The sequence below is a fragment of the Desulfovibrio sp. TomC genome (assembly GCF_000801335.2).
Taxonomy (GTDB): Bacteria; Desulfobacterota; Desulfovibrionia; order Desulfovibrionales; family Desulfovibrionaceae; genus Solidesulfovibrio.
This window is the reverse complement of the sequence record NZ_JSEH01000031.1, coordinates 13,333-33,295: the sequence shown is the minus strand read 5'-3', so window position 1 is coordinate 33,295 and position 19,963 is coordinate 13,333. Positions and strand designations below refer to the sequence as shown.

The 19,963-nt window shown below is 63.8% G+C and carries 19 protein-coding genes; 9 read left to right on the top strand and 10 right to left on the bottom strand.

All coding sequences use genetic code 11. The annotated features are described in order from the left end of the window. Nucleotides 1-57 precede the first annotated feature (57 nt). The gene (locus NY78_RS20080; protein WP_043640183.1) at nucleotides 58-654 is read right to left on the bottom strand and encodes a hypothetical protein; all 597 of its coding nucleotides are present in this window, start codon (nucleotides 652-654) and stop codon (nucleotides 58-60) included. Between the two features lie 134 nt (nucleotides 655-788). On the opposite strand from NY78_RS20080, the gene cls reads away from it, so the two are divergent. Continuing rightward, the gene (gene cls / locus NY78_RS20075) at nucleotides 789-2,201 is read left to right on the top strand and encodes a cardiolipin synthase (RefSeq protein ID WP_043640181.1); all 1,413 of its coding nucleotides are present in this window, start codon (nucleotides 789-791) and stop codon (nucleotides 2,199-2,201) included. A gap of 290 nt (nucleotides 2,202-2,491) precedes the next feature. Here cls and NY78_RS20070 read toward each other — a convergent pair whose 3' ends face one another. After that, complete coding sequence (locus tag NY78_RS20070) at nucleotides 2,492-2,746, bottom strand: Mor transcription activator family protein (protein ID WP_043640180.1); 255 nt, start codon at nucleotides 2,744-2,746, stop codon at nucleotides 2,492-2,494. A gap of 135 nt (nucleotides 2,747-2,881) precedes the next feature. On the opposite strand from NY78_RS20070, the gene NY78_RS20065 reads away from it, so the two are divergent. Then, nucleotides 2,882-3,721: an XRE family transcriptional regulator gene (locus NY78_RS20065; protein WP_231584053.1), complete on the top strand. Its 840-nt coding sequence runs from the start codon at nucleotides 2,882-2,884 to the stop codon at nucleotides 3,719-3,721. A 91-nt stretch (nucleotides 3,722-3,812) separates the two neighbouring features. Here NY78_RS20065 and NY78_RS20060 read toward each other — a convergent pair whose 3' ends face one another. From NY78_RS20060 to NY78_RS20050, 3 genes are all read right to left on the bottom strand, one after another. After that, nucleotides 3,813-5,867 (bottom strand): methyl-accepting chemotaxis protein, encoded by a 2,055-nt coding sequence (locus NY78_RS20060; protein WP_043640175.1) that lies wholly within the window; start codon nucleotides 5,865-5,867, stop codon nucleotides 3,813-3,815. Nucleotides 5,868-6,585: 718 nt separating this feature from the next. Next, the gene (locus tag NY78_RS20055) at nucleotides 6,586-7,179 is read right to left on the bottom strand and encodes an IMP cyclohydrolase (RefSeq protein WP_043640173.1); all 594 of its coding nucleotides are present in this window, start codon (nucleotides 7,177-7,179) and stop codon (nucleotides 6,586-6,588) included. Nucleotides 7,180-7,317: 138 nt separating this feature from the next. Then, complete coding sequence (locus tag NY78_RS20050; RefSeq protein ID WP_043640170.1) at nucleotides 7,318-7,890, bottom strand: tetratricopeptide repeat protein; 573 nt, start codon at nucleotides 7,888-7,890, stop codon at nucleotides 7,318-7,320. A gap of 372 nt (nucleotides 7,891-8,262) precedes the next feature. Here NY78_RS20050 and flgB point away from each other — a divergent pair, with 372 nt between their 5' ends. Genes flgB through NY78_RS20015 form a run of 7 tightly spaced genes read left to right on the top strand, consistent with a single transcriptional unit; the run spans nucleotide 8,263 to nucleotide 14,279 of the window. After that, a complete protein-coding gene (gene flgB / locus NY78_RS20045; RefSeq protein ID WP_043640168.1) occupies nucleotides 8,263-8,673 on the top strand; it encodes a flagellar basal body rod protein FlgB in 411 nt (136 codons plus the stop codon). A 1-nt stretch (nucleotide 8,674) separates the two neighbouring features. After that, a complete protein-coding gene (gene flgC / locus NY78_RS20040; protein WP_043640165.1) occupies nucleotides 8,675-9,115 on the top strand; it encodes a flagellar basal body rod protein FlgC in 441 nt (146 codons plus the stop codon). A gap of 12 nt (nucleotides 9,116-9,127) precedes the next feature. Beyond that, nucleotides 9,128-9,454 (top strand): flagellar hook-basal body complex protein FliE, encoded by a 327-nt coding sequence (fliE, locus tag NY78_RS20035; protein ID WP_043640163.1) that lies wholly within the window; start codon nucleotides 9,128-9,130, stop codon nucleotides 9,452-9,454. 50 nt (nucleotides 9,455-9,504) lie between these two features. Further along, the gene (gene fliF / locus NY78_RS20030; RefSeq protein ID WP_043640160.1) at nucleotides 9,505-11,148 is read left to right on the top strand and encodes a flagellar basal-body MS-ring/collar protein FliF; all 1,644 of its coding nucleotides are present in this window, start codon (nucleotides 9,505-9,507) and stop codon (nucleotides 11,146-11,148) included. A gap of 6 nt (nucleotides 11,149-11,154) precedes the next feature. After that, nucleotides 11,155-12,156 (top strand): flagellar motor switch protein FliG, encoded by a 1,002-nt coding sequence (gene fliG / locus NY78_RS20025; RefSeq protein ID WP_043640159.1) that lies wholly within the window; start codon nucleotides 11,155-11,157, stop codon nucleotides 12,154-12,156. Next, complete coding sequence (locus tag NY78_RS20020) at nucleotides 12,143-12,967, top strand: FliH/SctL family protein (RefSeq protein WP_043640158.1); 825 nt, start codon at nucleotides 12,143-12,145, stop codon at nucleotides 12,965-12,967. The genes fliG and NY78_RS20020 overlap by 14 nt, the downstream gene beginning before the upstream one ends. Beyond that, nucleotides 12,954-14,279: a FliI/YscN family ATPase gene (locus NY78_RS20015; protein ID WP_043640157.1), complete on the top strand. Its 1,326-nt coding sequence runs from the start codon at nucleotides 12,954-12,956 to the stop codon at nucleotides 14,277-14,279. Before NY78_RS20020 ends, NY78_RS20015 begins: the two co-directional genes overlap by 14 nt. Before the next feature lie 129 nt (nucleotides 14,280-14,408). Here the strand turns inward: NY78_RS20015 and NY78_RS20010 are convergent, their stop codons facing one another. The 5 genes from NY78_RS20010 to NY78_RS19990 form a co-directional block, all read right to left on the bottom strand. Then, nucleotides 14,409-15,383 carry a glycosyltransferase family 87 protein gene (locus tag NY78_RS20010; protein WP_442855217.1) on the bottom strand — a complete coding sequence of 325 codons (975 nt, stop codon included), beginning with the start codon at nucleotides 15,381-15,383 and terminating at the stop codon, nucleotides 14,409-14,411. Between the two features lie 348 nt (nucleotides 15,384-15,731). Further along, nucleotides 15,732-17,774 (bottom strand): ABC transporter substrate binding protein, encoded by a 2,043-nt coding sequence (locus tag NY78_RS20005; protein WP_197084281.1) that lies wholly within the window; start codon nucleotides 17,772-17,774, stop codon nucleotides 15,732-15,734. A 545-nt stretch (nucleotides 17,775-18,319) separates the two neighbouring features. Next, a complete protein-coding gene (locus tag NY78_RS20000; protein WP_043640153.1) occupies nucleotides 18,320-18,940 on the bottom strand; it encodes a tetratricopeptide repeat protein in 621 nt (206 codons plus the stop codon). Nucleotides 18,941-19,108: 168 nt separating this feature from the next. Further along, nucleotides 19,109-19,369 carry an SHOCT domain-containing protein gene (locus tag NY78_RS19995; protein ID WP_043640151.1) on the bottom strand — a complete coding sequence of 87 codons (261 nt, stop codon included), beginning with the start codon at nucleotides 19,367-19,369 and terminating at the stop codon, nucleotides 19,109-19,111. A gap of 56 nt (nucleotides 19,370-19,425) precedes the next feature. After that, the gene (locus tag NY78_RS19990; protein ID WP_043640148.1) at nucleotides 19,426-19,890 is read right to left on the bottom strand and encodes a periplasmic heavy metal sensor; all 465 of its coding nucleotides are present in this window, start codon (nucleotides 19,888-19,890) and stop codon (nucleotides 19,426-19,428) included. Nucleotides 19,891-19,963: the final 73 nt, after the last annotated feature.

Sequence of the window (19,963 nt, the reverse complement as noted above, 5' to 3'; positions counted from 1 at the left end):
TTTGGCCGCCGGAGGCGCGTTTCTTTCTCCTGCCTCCAGCCTCCCCCTCTCTCGTCGTTACACCGACGGCAACGCACCGACGGCGGCGGTATCGACGGTCAGGCGCACCAGGCCGTCTTCATAGGCCGCCACCAGCCCGGCCGGGATGGCCACTTCGCGTGCGCCCCACAGATGGCCCTGGCGCAGCAGCAACTCGACCACCCGGCCGGTGTGGGCCTCGACGTGGACGCCGTCGAGTTTCCCGACCTTGCCGTCGGTGGCCCAGACCGCCTCGTGCCCGGTCAGGGCGACGGAGCCTTGCGGCGTGGCCGGACGCTCCACGGTCCAGCTCGACGGGGCCAGCGGCAGCTTGCACTTTTCATCCGCAGCCAGATGCAGGAAAAACGACGGCGGGTAGTAGTCGGTAATCACGTATTCGCGCATGCCGGCCACTTTGGCCGCATCGCAGGACAGATGCACACCGTCCTCGTTCCTGGTCGTCACGAACTTCTCCGCAACCAGACGCAGGGTGTTGGGCAGGGCTTTTTCGCGCACCACAAGCCAGGTGGCCCGGCCATGGGAGGGATCGACAATGACGTGTTCGACGTGCCCGACCAGGGTTGCGCCGGCGTAGACCGGGGCGGCCAAGGGCAGATTGATCAGCGGTTCGTGCATGGATGTCTCCGGTTGGGGTGCGTGGGATCACGGCGTTTCTTGCCGGAACTGTTCTGTGCGTATAGAACGATGCAAAGGCCGGTCAAGAACAATACGCCGTTGTGCGTCTTCTCGCTGCCGGCCGGGGAGGGCCTTTGCTGTTTGTCATTCTTGGCCTGTGCCACCTTATCGGCGTTGCTTCCGCTGCCCGGGCGCTTTTCACCGCCCGGTCGTCCCAGGGGGCGCTGGCCTGGGTCATGGCCATGATCACCTTCCCCTACGTGGCTGTGCCGCTGTACTGGATTCTCGGGCGCAACCGCTTCCAGGGCTACGTGGCCTCGCGCCGGGCCGGCGACCGCATCGTCAATGCCATGGCCCCGGAATTAAACGCCGGCCGGGCCTTCCCCGACAGCCACGCCCCGGGTCTGCCAAGCCTTTTCCCGGTCCTGGAGCGGCTGGCCGAACTGCCCTTTACCGCCGGCAACGACGTGCGCCTGCTCATTGACGGCGAGGCCACCTTCGAGGCCATCTTCGCGGCCATCGACGCGGCGACGTCCTACGTCCTGGTCCAGTTTTTCATCATCCGCGACGACGTCCTCGGCCGCCGGCTCAAGGACCGGCTTATCGCCCAGGCCAGGGCCGGGGTGTCGGTACGCGTGCTCTACGACGAGATCGGCTGCCACAAGCTGGACCCCGGCTACATTGCCGACCTGACCCGGGCCGGCGTGAAAATCTCCCCGTTTAACACCACGCTTGGCTGGCGCAACCGCCTGCAGCTCAATTTCCGCAACCACCGCAAGATCGTGGTGGTCGACGGCGTCACCGCCTTTCTCGGCGGGCACAATGTCGGGGACGAATATCTCGGCCAAAATCCCCGCCTGGGGCATTGGCGCGACACCCATGTCCGGATCGTGGGACCGGCCGCCGCCCTGGTCCAGCTGAGCTTCCTGGAGGACTGGTACTGGGCCACCCGGGAGACGCCGACCCTGGCCTGGGAGCTTCGCCCGGCCCCGGGAGGGGAGATGTCGGCCCTGGTCCTGCCCTCCGGGCCGGCTGACGACATCGAATCCTGCGACCTGTTTTTTTTCCAGGCCATTTCGGCGGCCAAGGACCGGCTGTGGATCGTGTCTCCCTATTTCGTGCCGGATCGGGAAATTGTCTCGGCCCTGCAACTGGCTGTGCTTCGCGGCGTGGATGTCCGGGTGATGCTGCCGCAAAAAGCCGACCACCACCTGGTCTATCTGGCATCGTTTTCCTATCTGACCGACCTGGAAACCCTGGGCGTCAAGTTCTACCGCTACCAGGACGGGTTTCTCCACCAAAAAGTCATCCTGGTGGACGACACCATGGCCAGCGTGGGCACGGCCAACTGCGACAACCGGTCCTTTCGCCTCAACTTTGAAATCACCCTGGCCGTGGCCCACCCGGGATTCATTGCCGCCGTCGAGGCCATGCTGCGCACGGATTTTGCCCGATGCGTCCGGGCCACGGCCGATGATTACACCGACCGGTCTTTTCTGTTCAAAACCGGCGTCATGATGAGCCGCCTGTTTGCGCCGATTTTATAGGGCCGCGCCCAGACCCCCAAGGCTTCGGACAGCGCAACTGTCGGACGGCGCAACAACGGTGGTTCCTGTCAGGCCTGCGCTACGGCGGCATTGCCCAGCCCCGGCGGAATCATTTTTCCCGTTCCCGACCACCGTCGGGTTCACGCCGTCCCCCTGAACCCCTTTGGGGGGGCCGGGGGCCTCAGGCCCCCGGCCGCCGGAGGCTCTTCTTCCCCTTCTCCCGCACTCCCCCATCAACAAAACCGCCGGACCAGGCGGTCCGGCGGCAGGCAGGGCGGGCCGCAGCCCGGCTAATGGGTTGTGTACAGGATGCGCCGCAAATGGCGGTCGGACAACCCGTACAGGTCGCGCAGGGCGAACAGGTCCACGCCGTCGCGGTGGCGTCGCCGGATCTCGGCATCGCGCCGGCGTTTGCGGGACGATGTCCCGTTTGGAATATCCAGCCGGCAGCCGCCCCAGGCGGCGATCAGGGCGTCCAGAGCAGCCCGGGCGGCTTCTTCTCCCAGGCTCTGCGCCAATGTGGCCTCCAACTCGGCTTCACGCATTGCAACCGTCTCCGTGGTCTTTGGGTGGAACAGCGGCCTTGCCTGCGTGACGAATTATTCCTAATTGGAATATTTGTCAAGAATAATATTCCAAAAAAGGAATGGACATTGCCTCCCTGACTGGGGCACAATCCCATGATGATACGTCCGGACCAGCCCCAACCCACCCCGGAAGAGGGTCCTTTTCGCACCGAGGAGGACCAGCAGTTCTGGAAGGCCCTGGTGGAACTGACCGCCGAGGAAGAGGCCAACCAGGGCGAGCTGGCCGCCTTTGTCGGGGTGAGCCAGGGCTATGTGAGCAAGATTCTGGCCGGCAAGCAGGTGCCCAAGGCCAAACTGCGCCGCCGGTTCGCCGAGTTTTTCGAGCTGCCCTACGAAGACCTGCTGACCCTTGGCCGACAGCGCCTGGAAGCCATGCCCTACCCGGCCGAAGGGCCGGCGACGCGGCGCTTCCATGTGCGCGAACCGGCCTACGGCGGCAGCGATGGGGCCGGCGGCCGGGGAACCGGCGCAGAGCACGCCGCCCTGCGCTCCATATTGCGGGACCTGCGTTCCCGGGAAACGCGGGAGTCGGTGTATACCGAGGTGCCGCTGCGCGAAGCCACGGCCTCCATGGGCGGGGGGTCCACCGAAACCGGCGACCGCACGCTGACCTACCTGAGTTTTCGCACCGACTGGATCCGGTCCAAGGGCAACCCTGAATACATGACCGCCATCCGGGCCTTTGGCGACAGCATGGAACCGACCATCACCGACGGATCGGTGGTGCTCATCGACGAAGGCCGCCGCCAGTTCGTAAAAAACAAGGTCTACTACCTGCGCCACAACGGCCAGATGTACATCAAGCGGCTGGTGGACGTCGGCGGCCAGCTCGGCATCGTTTCGGACAGCGACGCCAACATCCTGCTGGTGTCCGATGCCGACGATTTCGAAATCATCGGTCGTTGCATCTGGACCGCCCGGGAATTGGACTGATTCCTTTTTAAGGCATATAAGGAATAGTATTCCAAATAAAAAGGCCCCGCCGCAGCAGGGCCTTTTTCAGGCGTTCGAGGCCAAGGCAGGACTACTGCGACTTGCCTGCGCCGCGACTGCGGAACGTGGCCACCAGCTCTTCCAGGGCATCCACCTGCCGGGCCATGGACTCGACCACCCCGGCGGATTCCCGCATCCCATGGGCGATTTCCGAAGACAGCCGGCTGACCTGCTCCTCGGCCCGGTTGATCTCCTCAGTGGTGGCCGATTGCTCTTCGGCCGCCGTGGCAATGCCCTGGACCTGGGAGGAGGTGTCGTCCACCAGGGCCACGATCTCGCCCAGCGCCGTTTCGGAGGCCCGGGCCAGCTCCGTGGCCGTGGCCACGGCCTGCGTCGCCTCGTCCACCTTGGCCATACTGTCCCTGGCCCCGGTCTGGATGGCCCCGATAGAGGCCCCGACTTCCTTGGTGGCGGTCATGGTCTTTTCGGCGAGCTTTCGCACTTCGTCGGCCACGACCGCAAAGCCGCGCCCGGCCTCGCCGGCCCGGGCCGCCTCGATGGCGGCGTTTAAGGCCAGCAGGTTGGTCTGGTCGGCAATGTCGGAAATGACGTTCATGATGGTCCCGATGGCTTGCGCCTTGGCCCCGAGCTCGTCCATGCCGGCTTTAACCTCGCGGGACACCGTGTCCACCCGGCTGATGGCGGCCATGGACCGGGCGACCACAGCGCGGCCTTCCACAGCCTGCCCCCGGGCGGCGTCGGCCTTGGTCGAGGCCTCGGAGGCATTGCGGGCCACCTCAAGGACCGTGGCGTTCATCTCTTCCATGGCGGTGGCGGTTTCCGTGGTGCGACGCTCCTGCTCTTCCACCGAAGCCGTGACCGTGCTGATTTCCCGCGACAACAGTTCGGCCACGTCGGTCAGCGCCTCCATGACGCCCTGCAACTGGTCGGCAGCCAGGACCATGCCCTGGCTCTTGGCGGCTTCGGCTTCCTCCTGGGCGGCCTGGGCATCGGCCAGGGCCTTGGCGGCCCGGTCGGCCTGGGCCATGGCTTCCTCGCCCTTGGCATGGGCTTCGGCAAGATTGGTCGTGATGCTGGCGGTCATGGCCGAGAGGGCCTCGCCCAGGGTCTGCAACTCGTCGCCGGAAGTGATGTCCAGGCGGCGGTTCAGGTCGCCCTTGGCCACGGCGGCGGCAAACTCCACGCAGACCCGCAACTTGCCAAGGACGGCAACGCCCAGCAACACGACGATGGCCGCCAGGATGGCCACGGTCAGGGCCAGGGCAATGCCGGCATTTTGCCGGGTGGCTGCGTCGGCAAAGGCGCTGAATTCGGCCAGCGGCGCTTCGACCACCACCCGCCAGCCCGTTCTGGCGTCGCGGGTGACGGCGGCCAAATGCGCGCCGGAGGCGTCGTGGTATTCCAGGACGGCGGTGCCGGTGGTGGCCAGGATGCGCTTGCCGATCTCCGTGGCCGCAAGGTCGGTCTTCATGAGCTGCGCTTTGTCGGGATGGGCCAGAACCATGCCCTGGGCGTCCAGAATGACGGCATACCCGGTCTGGCCGATCTTGGTGGACGCCAGGTCCGCGGTCAGGGACTCCAAGTCCATGCCGGTATTGACCATACCCACGAGCTTGCCGGAACCGTCCCGCACGGGTTGGGCCAAAACGATGGCGGCCTTGTTGGTGGTCCGGCTGATAATGGCCTTGGAGACCACATCGCTCTTCCCTTCCTGCATGACCAGTTTGAAGTAATCCCGGTCGTCCACTTTGATCTTGCCGACGGCGGCCGGATTGGACGAGGCCGTGACCAATCCGGCGGCGTCGAAAATGTTGGCGTAATCCGCGCCGGTCATGCCCTTGGCCATGGCCCCGAACAAGGCGCTGGCTGCGGCCGTGTCCTGGTTCTGGGCAGCAGCCGCGACCAGCGGCGTCTGGGCGAAACTGCCGAGCAGCCTGAGATTGGCGCTGACCGAATCGCTGATGTCCTTGGACATGACCTGACTCAACAGGGCCATGGACTCGCTCTCGACGTTCTTAAAGGCCGTTTTGACTGTCCGGTCGTTGAAATACACCAGGGCCGCCATACCGAGGATGACGATACCGAGAATCGGGCCGAAGAACTTTGCACGAAGCGACAGGCGCATGGCGTTCCCTCCTGGCTGGATTGCGCAGCCGCGGGAACGCAACGGCTGACTATGCTACCGGTATGCCACAGGCTGGAATACCTGTCCACTTGCAGCCGTGGAAATGGTTTCTCCGGCGACTTTCCTGGCCCCTGGGGCTACGGCGTCCGTTTTGTCTGCCCCCTGCGCCTTCAGGCCTCTCTCTCTTGGCAACAGACACACCGCAGGAGCAGAACATACTGCACACATCCCGCTTCACGGCGTCGCAACGGCCGGGAACTGGCTGATTTACACAAACAGCTCTTCGAAATTGTACATAGAAAAAACGATACAGATACAGTTTTCACGACGCCGTTGCCCAGGCAACCCCTCCCGTGTGCCCCGGGCAGACGTCGTCGCACGGCGTTTTGAAGACCCAGGCCCTGGAGTCGGACATGACGCGGCGCTCTGGCCGTCAAGAAAATGTCGCCGCAAGCCGGCCCGGGTGGCCAAGAAAGGCCAGATGCCGGCGACAGTCGGAAAAGGGGTCGACGGGGAGCCCGACGGCGGGAGCGAGGGAGCAAGGAGGAGGAGGATTTGGTCGGGCGTCAACGCGCCGACAGCCGGCTTCGGGCCGGCCGCCGCGAGAGCTCGCTGGCCCTGACCCCAGTCAGGGAGGGTCCGGGAGGGGGTTACCCCCTCCCGGCCGCCGGAGGCACTCTTGCGCCTTCCCCTCTCCCACTCCCCCCGCTTGCGCCGTTTAGGCGTCGGCCAGGTAGGCGGCGATGGCGTCGTCGTAGGCGCTGGTCTGGCGGAAGGTGGCGGCGGCGGTTTTCTGGCGCAGGGAGAGCGGCGCTTTCATGCCGTTTTGGGCCAGGGCGTCCATGATCTCGGCGTAGAAGGCCGGGTCCGGCGCCACCAGGATGGAGGCGAAATTTTTCGCTGCGGCGCGAAGCAGGGTCGGTCCGCCGATGTCGATCTGCTCGACCATCTCGGGCAGGGGCAGTTTTTTCTCCAGGGCCTTGCCGAAGGCATAGAGATTGACCACCACCATATCGAAGGCGGCAATGCCGTGCCCCGCCAGGGTGGCCAGATGTTCGGGATTGTCCTTGTCGGCCAGGATGCCGCCGTGGACATGGGGATGCAGGGTTTTGACCCGGCCGTTTAAGATCTCGGGAAACCCGGTCACGTCGCTGACGGAGGTGACCGGCAGCCCCGCTTCCATAAGCATTTTCCGGGTGCCGCCGGTGGAAACGAGCTCGACCCCGGCCGCACTGAGGAACCGGGCCAGTTCGGGCAGACCGGACTTGTCCGTGACGCTTACAAGCGCCCGTTTGATGGGCAGAAAATCCATTCAGGACCTCACTTTTTCAAGCGAGGTGGCACAAAGCGGCCGGATTGGCAAGGGTGGCGGGGCCGTTCCGGGGCGTCCGGCCGGGACAAATCCCGGACCGGACGCTCTGGAGGGGATATCCGCGCAAAGGGCGGGGAACTAGGCGGCGACGCGCTTGAGTTCCTCGGCCAGTTCCCTGGCGGCGGCATTGGCCGGGTCCTGGAGCAGGATCTGGTCCAGTTCGTTACCGGCCTCGGCGTGGCGGCCGAGGTTGACCAGGCAGCCGGCCAGGGTGAAGCGGACCTCATGCTTGATGGGGTCAACAGCCAGATAATCCTGGAGATACGGTACGACTTCTTCCAGGCGCTCGTCGGCATGGGCCAGACGCACCAGTCCGAAAAGGGCCACGAGATTTTCAGGATTCTTGGCCAGCGCACCCTTGAAATGGGTGAACGCCTCGCCGGCTTCGCCGCGTTCCATTTCGATCAGGGCCATGCCGGACAGGGAGCGGTCGTCAGCCTCGATGGCCGAGGCCTTGCGGTAGAGCACCATGGCCTCATCGAGCTGGCCGCGCTGGACGGCGATGGTGGCCAGACCCAGGTAGGGGTCGGGATGCACGCCGTTATTGGTCATGGCCTTGCCGTAATACTCCTCGGCCTTGTCCAGGTCGCCCATGAACAGATAACATTCGCCGAGTTCCTTGTTGATTTCGTAATCCAGTTGCCCACTCATGACATCCCCTCCGTTGGCTGCGGCCCATTTCTTTTTTTTGGGGCCTCGCCGTTTCGCGCCGCCTGGCAGCAACGCGCAAGATGGTGCGTGCGGCTTGCGCCGGCTCCGGCGGGAGCAACCTGCCGGGCGAAACTGGTAAAGCAAAGCTTGTGCCAACCAGCCCAGCCCGCCGCGCCGGGCGCTCCATCGCCCCGACAGCAAGGAGCATTTTGGGAAATCCGCTCCGCTTTATTAGAAAGTGAAACGAATATCCGGAAAAAAATTCCGTATTCCCGGCTCCATCCGACCGGGCTGGAACGCTTTTTGCCCAATAGCCTTCGAAACCGGGCGGCCAGCCCGGACGCAATCCGCCCAAGCGGAGGGAAAAAGCCAATGAAAACAATGCTCCCTGAAAACATCGGACTGCTCGGCAAGGTCATGGACCTGCATCTGGAGCGTCAGAATGTTGTCATGTCCAACCTGGCCAACATGGACGTCCCGGCGTTCAAGGCCCGCACCCTGGACTTTGAAAAAGAACTCCAGTCGGCCCTCAATATCGACGAGCGGGGCAAGATGACGCGCACCAGCGCCGGCCACATGCCCACGGTGTTCAATGCCGCCGGCTTCGAAGGCAACCTGGAGATGGGCTGGAAGCCCCGGGTGGTCCAGGGCCTGGACAGCGTGAACATGGAAAAGGAAATGTCGGTGATGGCGAAGAACACACTCATGTACAACGCCCTGACCGAACTGGCCAAGAAGGACTTTGAAGGCCTGCAGAAGGTCATCATGGACGGAGGAAAGTAATATGGACCTCTTTACCGCCATGGACATCGGTTCGTCGGGCATGTCGGCCCAGCGCACCAGCATGAACGCCATTTCCATGAATCTGGCCAACATCAAGACCACCCGCACAGTCAACGGCGGCGGACCGTATGTTCGCAAGTCGGTCATGCTGGAATCGACCCCGGTGGACACGCCCTTTTCCAAGGCCATGCAGACCTCCATGGACCGCGACCTGGCCGGGGTCAAGGTCACGGGGCTGGTCAACGACAACCGCCCCTTCCGGATGTCCTACGAGCCGGGCCACCCCGACGCCAACGCCGACGGCTATGTCGCCTACCCCGACATCAACGTGGTCGAGGAAATGGCCAACATGATCACGGCCATGCGCAGCTACGAAGCGTCGAGCTCGTCGATCGGGACCATCAAGAATATGTTTACCAAAGCCCTGGAAATCGGGCGTTAACGGAGACACACCATGGCCATCCCAGCCCTTGCCCTGTCCGCCTACCAGAATGCCATGTCCCAGTCGGCCGGCATCCAGTCCAAGGTGTCGCGCTCCCTGGCCAAACCGGCCGCGCCAACCGAAGGCTTTGGCCAGACGCTGACCGACTCCCTCAAGCAGGTCAACGACATGCAAAACCAGAAAGCCACCATGGTCCAGTCCTTTGCCTCCGGCGAAACCCAAAACGTCCATGAGTTGATGATCAACCTGCAAAAGGCCAGTTCCGCCATGCAGATGACCACGGCCGTGCGCAGCAAGGTCCTCGACGCCTATCGCGAACTGGTCAAAATCCAGTTCTAGGCCCGATTCCTGCTAGAGCCGCGTAAACGAAGCCCGCCAGGAGATCCGCCATGTCCGACTTTCTCAAGCAGCACTTCGAAAAGCTCATCCAATACTGGTCCAATCGCTCGGCTGCCCAACGCATCCTCCTGGCCGGACTGGCTGCCTCCCTGGTCATCGCCTTCGGAGTCATGCTCATTTTCCTCAATCAGACGGAAATGCGCGTCCTGTATACCAAACTGCCCCCTGAAGACGCCGCCCGGGTGGTGGAGTTGCTCAAGGCCTCCAAGACGCCCTATGAGCTGCGCGACAACGGAGCCACCGTGATGGTGCCGGCCGAAGCCGTGTACGAACAGCGGCTCAAGGTGGCTGGCGAAGGGGCCATGCGCGGCCAGGGCATCGGCTTCGAGCTGTTTGACGAACTCAAGGTGGGCCAGACCGATTTCGTCCAGCGCATCAACTACACGCGCGCCCTGCAAGGCGAACTGTCCCGCACCATTGCCGAATTTCCCCAGGTCGAAAAGGCCCGGGTCCATCTGGTGCTGCCGCAAAAAAGCCTGTTTATCGAAGAACAGAAAAAGGCCACGGCCTCGGTGGTCCTGACCCTGCGTCGGGGCCAAAAACTTGACGCCAAGCAGCTCCAGGGCATCGTCAATCTGGTGTCCATGTCCGTCGAGGGTCTGACCCCCGAGCATATCACCGTCACCGACACCACCGGCCAGTCCCTGTACCAGCCGCGCGGGGACAGCGGCCTGGACGGCATGACCACCACCCAGTTCGAATACAAGAACACCTTTGAAGCCAACCTGGAAAACCGCCTCGAACAAATCCTGACCCCCATTCTCGGCCCGGGCCGTTCCCTGGCCAAGGTCAATGCCGAGCTGGACTTTTCCCAGCGCACCACCCGCAAGGAACTCTACGACCCCAACGCCACGGTGGTGCGCAGCGAGCAGAAGAGCGACGAATCGACCTCCGGCACGGCCGCTGTGGACGCCTCCGGCGCAACCACCACCCCGCGCGGCGGCGGTACGGCCGTGCCCAATACCAATTTCCGGGGCGAAGGCTACTCCGGCACCGAGTCCACCCAGAAGTCCAGCCGTGAGAACAAAACCACCAACTATGAGATCAATAAGGAAGAACAAAACATCGTCAGCCCGGTTGGCGACTTGAAGCGGCAGTCCATAGCGGTTATCGTGGACGGGACCTACGAGAAGGTCGAGGGGACCAACACGTTTAAGTACCTGCCCCGCTCGGCCGAGGAACTGGAACGCATCAAGCAGATCGTGGCCCGGGCGGCCGGCCTCGATGGTTCGCGCGGCGACGAAATCCAGGTGTCGAGCTTCGAGTTCGGCGCTCCGGACGGATCGGGCGAACCGAGCCTGTTGCAGACCATGATGGAATACGCCCAACGCCTGGGCAAACCCTTCATCAATGGCCTGCTGATCTTCCTGTTCCTCATCCTGGTGGTTCGCCCGGTGGTGATGGCCCTTATTCGCCCCCGGGTTACCGAAGAGGAGATTGAAACCTTGGAACGTCTGCCCGAAGGCGAAGCCCGGCTGGCCCTGGCCGAGGCGGAAGAAAGCGAGGACGCAGCGGCCATGTTGGAACCGGGCCGGCAGTTCGAGCTGGCCAAGGGTCTGGCCCTGCAGCTGTTCGAAGAAAACATGGAGCAGTCCATTTCGCTCCTCAAATCCTGGCTCAAGCAGGAGGCATAACCCCGCATGGCCGCCATGATGACCGGACCGCAAAAAACCGCCATACTGTGTCTGGCGCTTGGCGAGAAATTCGCCGGAGAGGTCTTCAAACGCCTGGACCGGCGGGAAATCGCCACCATTTCCAAGGCGATGATGGAGATCGAGACCGTCCCCAAGGAACAGGTCGAGGAAGTCGTCCACGAGTTCAACGACGCCCTGCAGGTCGGCCGCGACATGGTCACCGGCGGCCCGGATCAGGTGCGACGCCTCCTGTCCAAGACGCTTGACTCCGACACGGCCAAGTACATCATGGAGACGCTCGAACTCGACACCGGCCCGACCCCCTTCCAGGAGCTCAGCAACGTCTCGCCGCGCATTCTGGCCCAGATCCTGCGCAACGAACATCCCCAGACCCTGGCCCTGATCCTCGGCCATCTCCATCCCGACCAGGCGGCCGAACTCCTCCAGAACCTTCCCTCGGGCGTGCGCGCCGAGGTGCTCATGCGCCTGTCGCGGCTCGAAGCCGTGGCCGAGGACATGCTCATAGAGGTGGACAAGGTCCTGCAAAACCAGTTGATCGCCATGGGCGGCAAGGAAGGCAAGAAGGTCGGCGGCATTACGGCCGTGGCCGAGATCTTAAACGCCGTGGACCGGGCCACCGAAGAGGAAGTGCTCTCCGAGATCGAAGAGGAATCGGCCCAGACCGCCGAGGACATCCGAAACCTCATGTTCGTCTTCGAGGACATCAAAGCCCTGGACGACCGGGCCATCCGCGAACTGCTCAAGGAAGTCTCCAACGAAGAACTGACTCAGGCCTTGAAAGGCGCTTCCGAGGAACTGCGCGACAAGTTTTTCCGAAACCTCTCCGAACGTGCCGCCAACATGATCCAGGAAGACCTGGAAATCATGGGTCCCATCCGTCTGGCCGAGGTGGAAGGCGCCCAGCAAAACGTGGTCAAGACCGTGCGGCGTCTGGAGGCCGAGGGCAAGATCGCCATCGGCCGCGGAGGCGGGGATGTCTTCATTTGACGCGGGGGAACCCGGCGTTCTGACCGGCCGGGTCATCCTTGGCCCGGGCCATGCCGGCCCGGGCGAGACCACCGTGGCCGAGCTTGAAGCCCACCGCTCGCCCGAAGAACTGGAAAAAGTCGAAGCCCGCTTCTGGGAGCGCCTGCGGGCCAAGGCCACGGCCAAGGCGGCTTCGGTCATTGCCGAGGCCATGACCGAGGCCGAGCGGCTGCGCACCAAGGCCCGGGAGGAAGGCTACGCCGACGGGCACGCGGCCGGCCATGCCGAGGCCACGGCTGCGGCCGAAGCCCAGGCCGAGGCCGAGCTGGCCCGCATGGCCGCCTCCTTCGGCGGCATGGTCGAGACCCTGGCCGGCGAACGCGGCCGGCTGTGGCAGCTCCAGCGCGAAGAATTTTTGACGCTGTTGCGGCTGGCCGTGGAGCGTGCCGTCAATGTCACCATTGACGAACGCCGCCAGGAAATCCTGGCCCATCTCCTCGACGAGTCCCTGGAAGCCATCGACGCCAAGGCCGAACCGACGCTCACCGTCCATCCCGAGGACGAGGCTCTGCTGCGCGAACTGCTCATACGGGCCAAGACCGAACGGCCCCAGCTGGACCGGGTGACGGTGCGGGTCAACCCGGCCTTCATCCCGGGCAGCCTCTACCTCGAATATCCCGAAGGTCTGGTCGACAACACCATCGCCAGCCGGTTTGCCGAGGTGGAAACGGTGTTTGCCCATCTGGCGGCGGCCGAGATGCCGGGCGAGGACGGCCCGGCCGGCGAAACCGGCGAGGCCGGGCTGCCCGGGGACGACCATGCCCACGGTTGACGCCTCCGGGGGCATTGCCCTGCTTGAGGCCATGCAGCCGATGAAGACCTACGGCAAGGTGTCCAAGGTGGTCGGGCTCATTGCCGAGGGACGCGGCATCCGCGCCCCGGTGGGGGCGGTGTGCCACATGCTGCCGGACGGCGGCGGCCCGGGCTCCGAGGTCCCGGCCGAGGTGGTGGGCTTTCGCGACGGGGCCTGCCTGTTTATGCCCTACGGCGACCTGCGCGGCATCGCGCCCGGGACGCTTATTCGCAACACCAGCACGCCGCCGCTTTTTCCGGTGGGCCGGCGCTATCTTGGCCGGGTCATCGACGCCTTCGGCAACCCCATCGACAACGGCGATCCCATTGCCCCGCGCCGCTTCAATCCGGTCTTCGCCCCGGCCCCGCCGCCCATGGAACGGCCGCGCATCTGCGACCCCATGGATGTGGGCGTGCGGGCCATAAACGGCTGCCTGACGCTCGGCAAAGGCCAGCGGGTCGGCATCATGGCCGGTTCGGGCGTCGGAAAATCGACGCTCATGGGCATGATCGCCCGCAACACCATGGCCGACATCAACGTCATCGGCCTTGTCGGCGAGCGCGGCCGCGAGCTGCGTGAATTTATCGAAAAAGACCTCGGTCCCGAGGGCATGGCCCGGTCGGTGGTGGTGGTGGCCACCTCGGACCAAAGTCCGCTCATCCGGATGCGCGCCGCCTACGCCGCCACGGCCATGGCCGAATTTTTCCGCGACGAAGGCAACGACGTCATTCTCATGATGGACTCGGTCACCCGGTTTGCCATGGCCGGGCGCGAAGTGGGGCTGGCCGCCGGCGAACCGCCGACCACGCGCGGCTACACGCCCTCGGTTTTCGCCCAGTTGCCAAAGCTCCTGGAGCGGGCCGGGCGCAATGCGCTGGGCAGCATCACCGGCATCTACACCGTGCTGGTTGACGGCGACGATTTCAACGAACCCATTGCCGACGCCGTGCGTTCGATTCTTGACGGGCATATCGTGCTCACCCGCGATCTGGCCGACCAGGGGCACTTTCCGGCCATCGACGTGCTCAAAAGCATCAGCCGTCTGCGCTCGGACGTAACGCCCAAGGACGCCCTGGACGCCTCCCGGGAGCTGATCCGGCTGCTGGCCACCTACCGGCGGGTGGAAGACATGGTCAACATCGGGGCTTACGCCCGCGGGGCCAATCCGGAGATCGACCGGGCCATCGACATGATCGGCCCCATCAATACCTTCCTGCGCCAGGACGTGGCCGAAAGCCAGACCCTCGAGGCCTGCTTCCAGGCCATTCTGGCCCTGATCGGCAAGAAATAAATCCGTCCCCCGCTCCATTGGCCCCAGTTCCCGCCCAGACGCCGCCCTGTCCGCCGGCTGTCCCCTGACGCCGCCCGTCGCGGCAGGGCAACGACGCCGCCGCGCGCCGTCGCCGGATGGCCGGGAGCGTCACCGGACCGCCGGGCCGCTCCCCGTCAGCGGTCCAGCGGCGGCTGTCGGCCATTGTCCGGCGCGCCTCTCGCTTCGCACAAACCGCAGCAGAACCCAAAGCAGGGAGCACAGCGCAAACGGGGCAATCTGGACGCCCGTCTTGACCGACAGGGCAAAGGCCAACAGCGGCGACACGTAGGCCAGGCCGATAACGCCCTTTTCCCAGGCCGAAAACGCCAGACCGGTCCTTTGGGCGTAGCTGAACAGGCATGCCAGGCCGACCAGGAGAACGACCCAGTCGTAGCCAAAGGAATAATACGGGAAAAGCAGAATGCAGACCGACGCGACGGCCACGCGGAGGCATCTGTCCGCAGGGCTTCGCCAGACGAAAGCGACCGCGCCCAGGGCTGCGACGGAAACAACGATCTGCACAGCCATCGCCACGGCATTCGGACAGCCAAGGCCGCGCGCCGCCGCATAGGCGGACATCATCTTGGCCAGGGGAAACGCCTCCCCGGACAACAACTGCTGGGCAAGCCGGGCATTATCGAAAAAAGCCTGCCACGTCCCAATTCCGAAGACGGCCAAGGAACCGGCGTACAAGCCGAAGACCGTCCCCAGACAGGTCACGACGGCCGCTCTGTGCCCCCCCGCCGCCAACGCCACCAAGGCCGGCAGGGCCAGATGCGGCTTATAAAACGCCAGCCCGAGGCAAAGGCCGGACCAAACGTCCCGCCGTCCGGCCAGGAGCAAGGCTCCGCCAAGGAAAGCGCCCGTCAGCAGGCCGTTTTGTCCATTGACAATGGCCGCAAACACTGCCGGAAAAGAAAATACCAGCAGGGGCAACGGCAGCGGGAGGCCGACCGGTCCGAAACGCGCCAGCGTCACGTAAAACAGCCCCGTCGTCACACAGAGAAAGGCCAACAAGGAGGCGGGAAAGGGCAGAAGGCGCAGCGGCAAGGCAAAAAACAAGAAAGGCGGCGGGTAGATCATCGGGAGCGCCTGTCCCATGGCGACGCCGGCCGCCTTGGACTCATAGGCATCGAGAATTGTTATGGCGTAGACATCTTTGGGGGAATGCTCGTGCAACACCTGGGATGTCGCGTAGTACAAGACATAATCGCTTCCAAAACGAATATTGGACGCCGTTGAATAGCGCTCGTTGACAATCAGAAGAACGATTGCGGCCAATGTATAGGCGACGACAAGCATCCACGAATAGACAAGGGCCCTTTCCCTGCTCAAAAACAACATGCCCGCCCCCTGGCTTGGCCCCTTCGTGACCCCGCGAGCCGGGACACGAGAGATCGCGGCCGGTCTGGAGATCTCCCTGCCCGTGGCTCAGACGCCCGCATCCGCGCCCTTGCGCTTGGCCGTGTACATGGCGGCGTCCGCTTCCTTTAAAATCGCGTCCGGGTCGTGATCCTCTTCCTGGCACAGCTTGATGCCGATGCTGGCCGACCCGGTATGCCGGATGTCGCCCAGGACGTAGGGCACGGCCAGGGCCTGCTGGATTTTTGCCGCCACCAGGCCGGCGCGCTGCCCGGCCTGGGCCGCGTCGTCGCCCAAACCCTCCAGCAGGACGACAAACTCGTCCCCGCCCAGCCGGGCGACCATGTCGCTCACCCGCACCGTCTGGAGCAGCCGGCGAGCCACCTCCACCAGCAGACGGTCGCCGACCGCATGGCCGTGCGTATCATTGAGCTGCTTGAAATTATTCAGATCGACAAACAGCACGGCCAGATATCCGTGGCCGATCCGGCCGGCAGGCAAGGCCTGTTGGAGACGGTCGAGCAGGAGCCGGCGATTGGGCAGGCGGGTCAACGAATCGTGAAAAGCGATGTCGCGCAGTTCCTCTTCCAGGCGCTTGCGCTGGGTGATGTCCCGGGCAATGCCCATGAGGACCGCTCCGGTTTCTTCGGCAAAGAGCCGAATCCCGCGCACTTCCAGGTGGATCAGTTCCCCGTCTTTGCGGCGATTGACGGTTTCAAAAACAATCGGCCGGTCGGCATCCATATTCCGGTGGAAATCGACCACGGATTGCGGCGTATGATTGACGTCGAGATCGGCCGGCCCCATGCGAAGGAGTTCTTCGCGGGAATAGCCGGTCTGCCGCTGGGCCTCGCGATTCACATCCAGAAACCGTCCGTGCATATCGCCCAGGAAAATGGCGTCGCTGGCATTTTCAAACAGTCTCCTGAAAAGCTCCTCGCTCTTTCGCAGTTCGGTGGTGCGTTCCGCGACCCGGTCCTCCAGCAAGGCCCGCTCCTTGGAGAGGTCGACGAGGGCTTTTTTCCGCTGGGCCATGACCCGCAACAACTGCATGACCAGCAACGCCTGGGCCGCCAGCAGCGCCACGACGACGACAATCTGCCAGCGGTAGGCGTCCCAGGCCGAGAACGGCTTGTTGATCACAACACTGCCCGGCGGCAGGGCGGCGGGGGAAACGTCAAATTTCTGTAAGACCGTGTAGTCAAAGATATCCGTGGCTGGGGCCGTCATCACCACCGGGAGTGCGTCCGCCTTGGTCCCGCCAAGCACTTGCAAGGCCAACTTCGCTGCGGCCCGGCCCTGATCCTGGCCGGTCAGAATATGCCCGCCGATGACGCCGGTATCCAGGTGGAAATCCCAGAAGGTGTACACCGGGAAAGGGCTGACCCCGGCAATCAACCGGCCGCTTTCCACCGAAGTCAAAGCCCGGTCGACGGCCTGGTCCCGCGTCTGGCCGCCGAGGAACACCAGCGTCTGGCGTGGCAGTTTGGCCAGTCTTTGGCGGATGTCCTCCAGGGAGGCGTCTTTGAGGACGACCACCGAAAACCGCTCCGCCAGCTGGGGCAGGACAGACGTCTCGGCCACATGGCTTATGCGCGCACTGCTGACGTCCCCGGTCGAAAGGACGAAAACCAGCGTCCGGGTGTCCGGGTGCACCGTCAGGGCCATAGCCACCGTGTCCTGAAAGCTGATTTCCTCATTGACGCCTGTGATGTTGCCAATGCCCTGCAACACGTCCGGCGTAAAATAGTTGTAGCCGCAAAAAACAATGGGGATGCCGGGAAAAAGCGTCTCCCGGTATTTGATCGCAAAGTCGAAAGCGGCGTTGTCGGACACGACCAAGAGATCGGGACGGTAGTTGGCGTATTTGATCTTCATGGCCTGGGCCAGCGGATCGAGCTGGTTGCCATAGGCAAACCGCCGGCTGTCCAGGTATTCGTAACAAATATCGGTGTTTTCACCGACACTCCCGAGACGTTCCCGAAATCCTTCTTCAACGCCATCGCTCCAGGAATACCCGCGATGGTAGGAATTGATAAAAATAATGCGATACTCAGGTATTCCAACGGCAAAGCACGAGGAGACAAATCCCAGCCCAAGCAACGGAAGCATCGCCCAACACAGCAGAGCGCAACAAAATTTGCGGGAAAGGACGCGGACTAGACTGTGCATGGGAAGTGTTTCGACATGGCAAACCTTCTGCGTCCCGGTATAGATGCAGTGCATAACAACCGCCCCTTGACGCCGATGAAGCCTTGGGCAGAGACGTCCCCTGGAGAGCCGCAACAGGCCATCTCCTTGGATTCAGGCACCAACGGCAGGTACGGCCCGGGGGAGAGAGGAATCCTTTATCAGCACAATGGACGTCTGACCGAAGCTTGCTCGAAATATTCGCACACCCTACTTGGAAGTGCAAGACGAGGGACAGTGCCCTGTTGCCGCTGCCGGCGCGGTCCGCGCGTCCCAAAAGCGCCCGCCGCCCTGCTGCGTGTCTTCGGCCCGGGCAGCGCGCCCCGACGTCCGATCCTGGTCGCCGGCCATCACTGGCCACGACGCCAGCCAGACGGCAGGCCTCCGGCGGCCCGCCGGTCCAGCGACCAGGACAAAAAAGCCCCGGCGTAACCCGGGGCTTTTTGATGGTATCGGGGGCAACGCCGCTACTGCGACAGTTCCTGGATGGCCTGGGCCACCGGCTTGTTGCCGGGCAGCACGGCCTGGGGATTTTTCGCGGCCAGGGTCTTAAGCGCCGCCAGCGCCCCGGCCCGGTCGTTTTTGTCGTGTTCGAGCACCACGCTCTTATTGAAGCTGGCAATCACGTGTCCGGGATTGACGGCAATGGCCTTATTAAAGCATTCCAGGGCCTTGTCGAATTTCCCCACATGCCGGTACATGACGCCGAGGTCGGTGGTCACATCCGGGTTGCCCGGTTCCAGGGTCAGGGATTTCTCATAGGCCGGGATGGCTTTCTCCGGCTGGTCGGTGTCGAAATAGAGGTTGCCAAGCTCGGTCCAGGCCGCCACGTTGGCCGGTTCAAGCTGGGTCTGTTTCTCCAGGGCCTTGATACGCTCGACCAGGGCCGGGGCCGGGGCCTGTTGCTCCTGGGCCTGCGGCGGCATCTGCTGCTGGGCGGTCGGGGCCGCGCCCCGGGTGGACGGGGAATCCATCATGCCCCGCAGGGTAAATCCCAGAAAAACGCCGGCCAAAAGGGCCAGCCCGGCCCCTAAGATAGCCGCGCTGCGGCTGACAGTGGCTGCATTGCCGGAATTGGTGGACGCCATGGGCTCTCCTTTTGCTGCGGGAATATCGTGCGCCCGGCAACCTAGCAATGTCGCCGGGAAATGTCATCGGGTCAAAAAAAACCGGGGCAGTCGAAACCGCCCCGGGCAGGGGAAGGAGACAGAGGGTAACTTTCACGGGTTCTGGTCTATGGAGACGACAGGAACTGCCTATCTGTTCCCATCGATTGTCGGAGCCTCGACGATGCGTCGCAGGCGTTCAAACTCATCCGGGGTGATGGCCCCATCGGCCAGACGCAGGCGCAGGATGCGCAAGGCGTCGTCGCGGTCGGCATCGGCGCTGCGGCGGGAATCCGTGCGCCTGGTGGGAAAGAGCATCCGGACCAGGATGAGGACTGCGGCCAGTCCGAGGATGACCAGAAGGGGCGTCATCCACCTGCCCAGAAAGAAATAACCGTCATAGAAACACATGGTCGTCTCGTTGCGGACCCGGGACAGGCCATGGCCTGTCCCGGGATACGCCCTGGTTACTGACAGCCGCCGCCGTGGTAGCCGCCCATCATGCCGCCGCCCATGCCGCCGCCCATGCCGCCGCAGCCGCCGCCGGCAAAGCCTGCGCCGATCTCCTTGGACACCTGGATGCGGAACTGGGTGCGCTCAGACAAAAGCTTGGCCTGCAATTCGCCGATCTGCTTGGTCAGGGCGTCAATCTTGGCCTGATCCGGGGCCTGACCCACGGACAGGGCGTTTAATTCAGCCATCTTGACGCCCAGGTCAGCCCGCATCTGGGCGGTCTTGGCCGCAAAGGCATCGTGGAGTTTCTGGAAGGCCGCCTGCTTTTCCGGGGTCAGCTGGGCCATGCCGCTGCCCGCGCCGGGGCAGTTGCCCTGTCCGCCGCCCATGCCGCCGCCCGGACGGGCCAGAGCCATGGTCGAAGTGAGAGCCAGGGTGGCCAAAGCCGCCAGTGCGATATGAAGCGTCTTGCTGCGCATGGAAATTCCTCCGTTTGGAGAGTCGGCCGCAGCCGGCATCTCTGCGTTGTTCCCGGGCGAACGCCCGCTGGAT

What these genes read in the sequence shown, in the direction of transcription:
- fliF (WP_043640160.1), top strand. Translation starts at nt 9,505, where the DNA reads ATGTCCGACTTTCTCAAGCAGCACTTCGAAAAGCTCATCCAATACTGG.
- NY78_RS20050 (WP_043640170.1), bottom strand. Translation starts at nt 7,890, where the DNA reads ATGAGTGGGCAACTGGATTACGAAATCAACAAGGAACTCGGCGAATGT.
- flgB (WP_043640168.1), top strand. Translation starts at nt 8,263, where the DNA reads ATGAAAACAATGCTCCCTGAAAACATCGGACTGCTCGGCAAGGTCATG.
- NY78_RS20065 (WP_231584053.1), top strand. Translation starts at nt 2,882, where the DNA reads ATGATGATACGTCCGGACCAGCCCCAACCCACCCCGGAAGAGGGTCCT.
- NY78_RS19990 (WP_043640148.1), bottom strand. Translation starts at nt 19,890, where the DNA reads ATGCGCAGCAAGACGCTTCATATCGCACTGGCGGCTTTGGCCACCCTG.
- NY78_RS20070 (WP_043640180.1), bottom strand. Translation starts at nt 2,746, where the DNA reads ATGCGTGAAGCCGAGTTGGAGGCCACATTGGCGCAGAGCCTGGGAGAA.
- fliE (WP_043640163.1), top strand. Translation starts at nt 9,128, where the DNA reads ATGGCCATCCCAGCCCTTGCCCTGTCCGCCTACCAGAATGCCATGTCC.
- fliG (WP_043640159.1), top strand. Translation starts at nt 11,155, where the DNA reads ATGGCCGCCATGATGACCGGACCGCAAAAAACCGCCATACTGTGTCTG.
- NY78_RS20005 (WP_197084281.1), bottom strand. Translation starts at nt 17,774, where the DNA reads ATGCTTCCGTTGCTTGGGCTGGGATTTGTCTCCTCGTGCTTTGCCGTT.
- NY78_RS20010 (WP_442855217.1), bottom strand. Translation starts at nt 15,383, where the DNA reads ATGATCTACCCGCCGCCTTTCTTGTTTTTTGCCTTGCCGCTGCGCCTT.
- NY78_RS19995 (WP_043640151.1), bottom strand. Translation starts at nt 19,369, where the DNA reads ATGTGTTTCTATGACGGTTATTTCTTTCTGGGCAGGTGGATGACGCCC.
- NY78_RS20080 (WP_043640183.1), bottom strand. Translation starts at nt 654, where the DNA reads ATGCACGAACCGCTGATCAATCTGCCCTTGGCCGCCCCGGTCTACGCC.
- NY78_RS20060 (WP_043640175.1), bottom strand. Translation starts at nt 5,867, where the DNA reads ATGCGCCTGTCGCTTCGTGCAAAGTTCTTCGGCCCGATTCTCGGTATC.
- NY78_RS20020 (WP_043640158.1), top strand. Translation starts at nt 12,143, where the DNA reads ATGTCTTCATTTGACGCGGGGGAACCCGGCGTTCTGACCGGCCGGGTC.
- flgC (WP_043640165.1), top strand. Translation starts at nt 8,675, where the DNA reads ATGGACCTCTTTACCGCCATGGACATCGGTTCGTCGGGCATGTCGGCC.
- NY78_RS20015 (WP_043640157.1), top strand. Translation starts at nt 12,954, where the DNA reads ATGCCCACGGTTGACGCCTCCGGGGGCATTGCCCTGCTTGAGGCCATG.
- NY78_RS20000 (WP_043640153.1), bottom strand. Translation starts at nt 18,940, where the DNA reads ATGGCGTCCACCAATTCCGGCAATGCAGCCACTGTCAGCCGCAGCGCG.
- NY78_RS20055 (WP_043640173.1), bottom strand. Translation starts at nt 7,179, where the DNA reads ATGGATTTTCTGCCCATCAAACGGGCGCTTGTAAGCGTCACGGACAAG.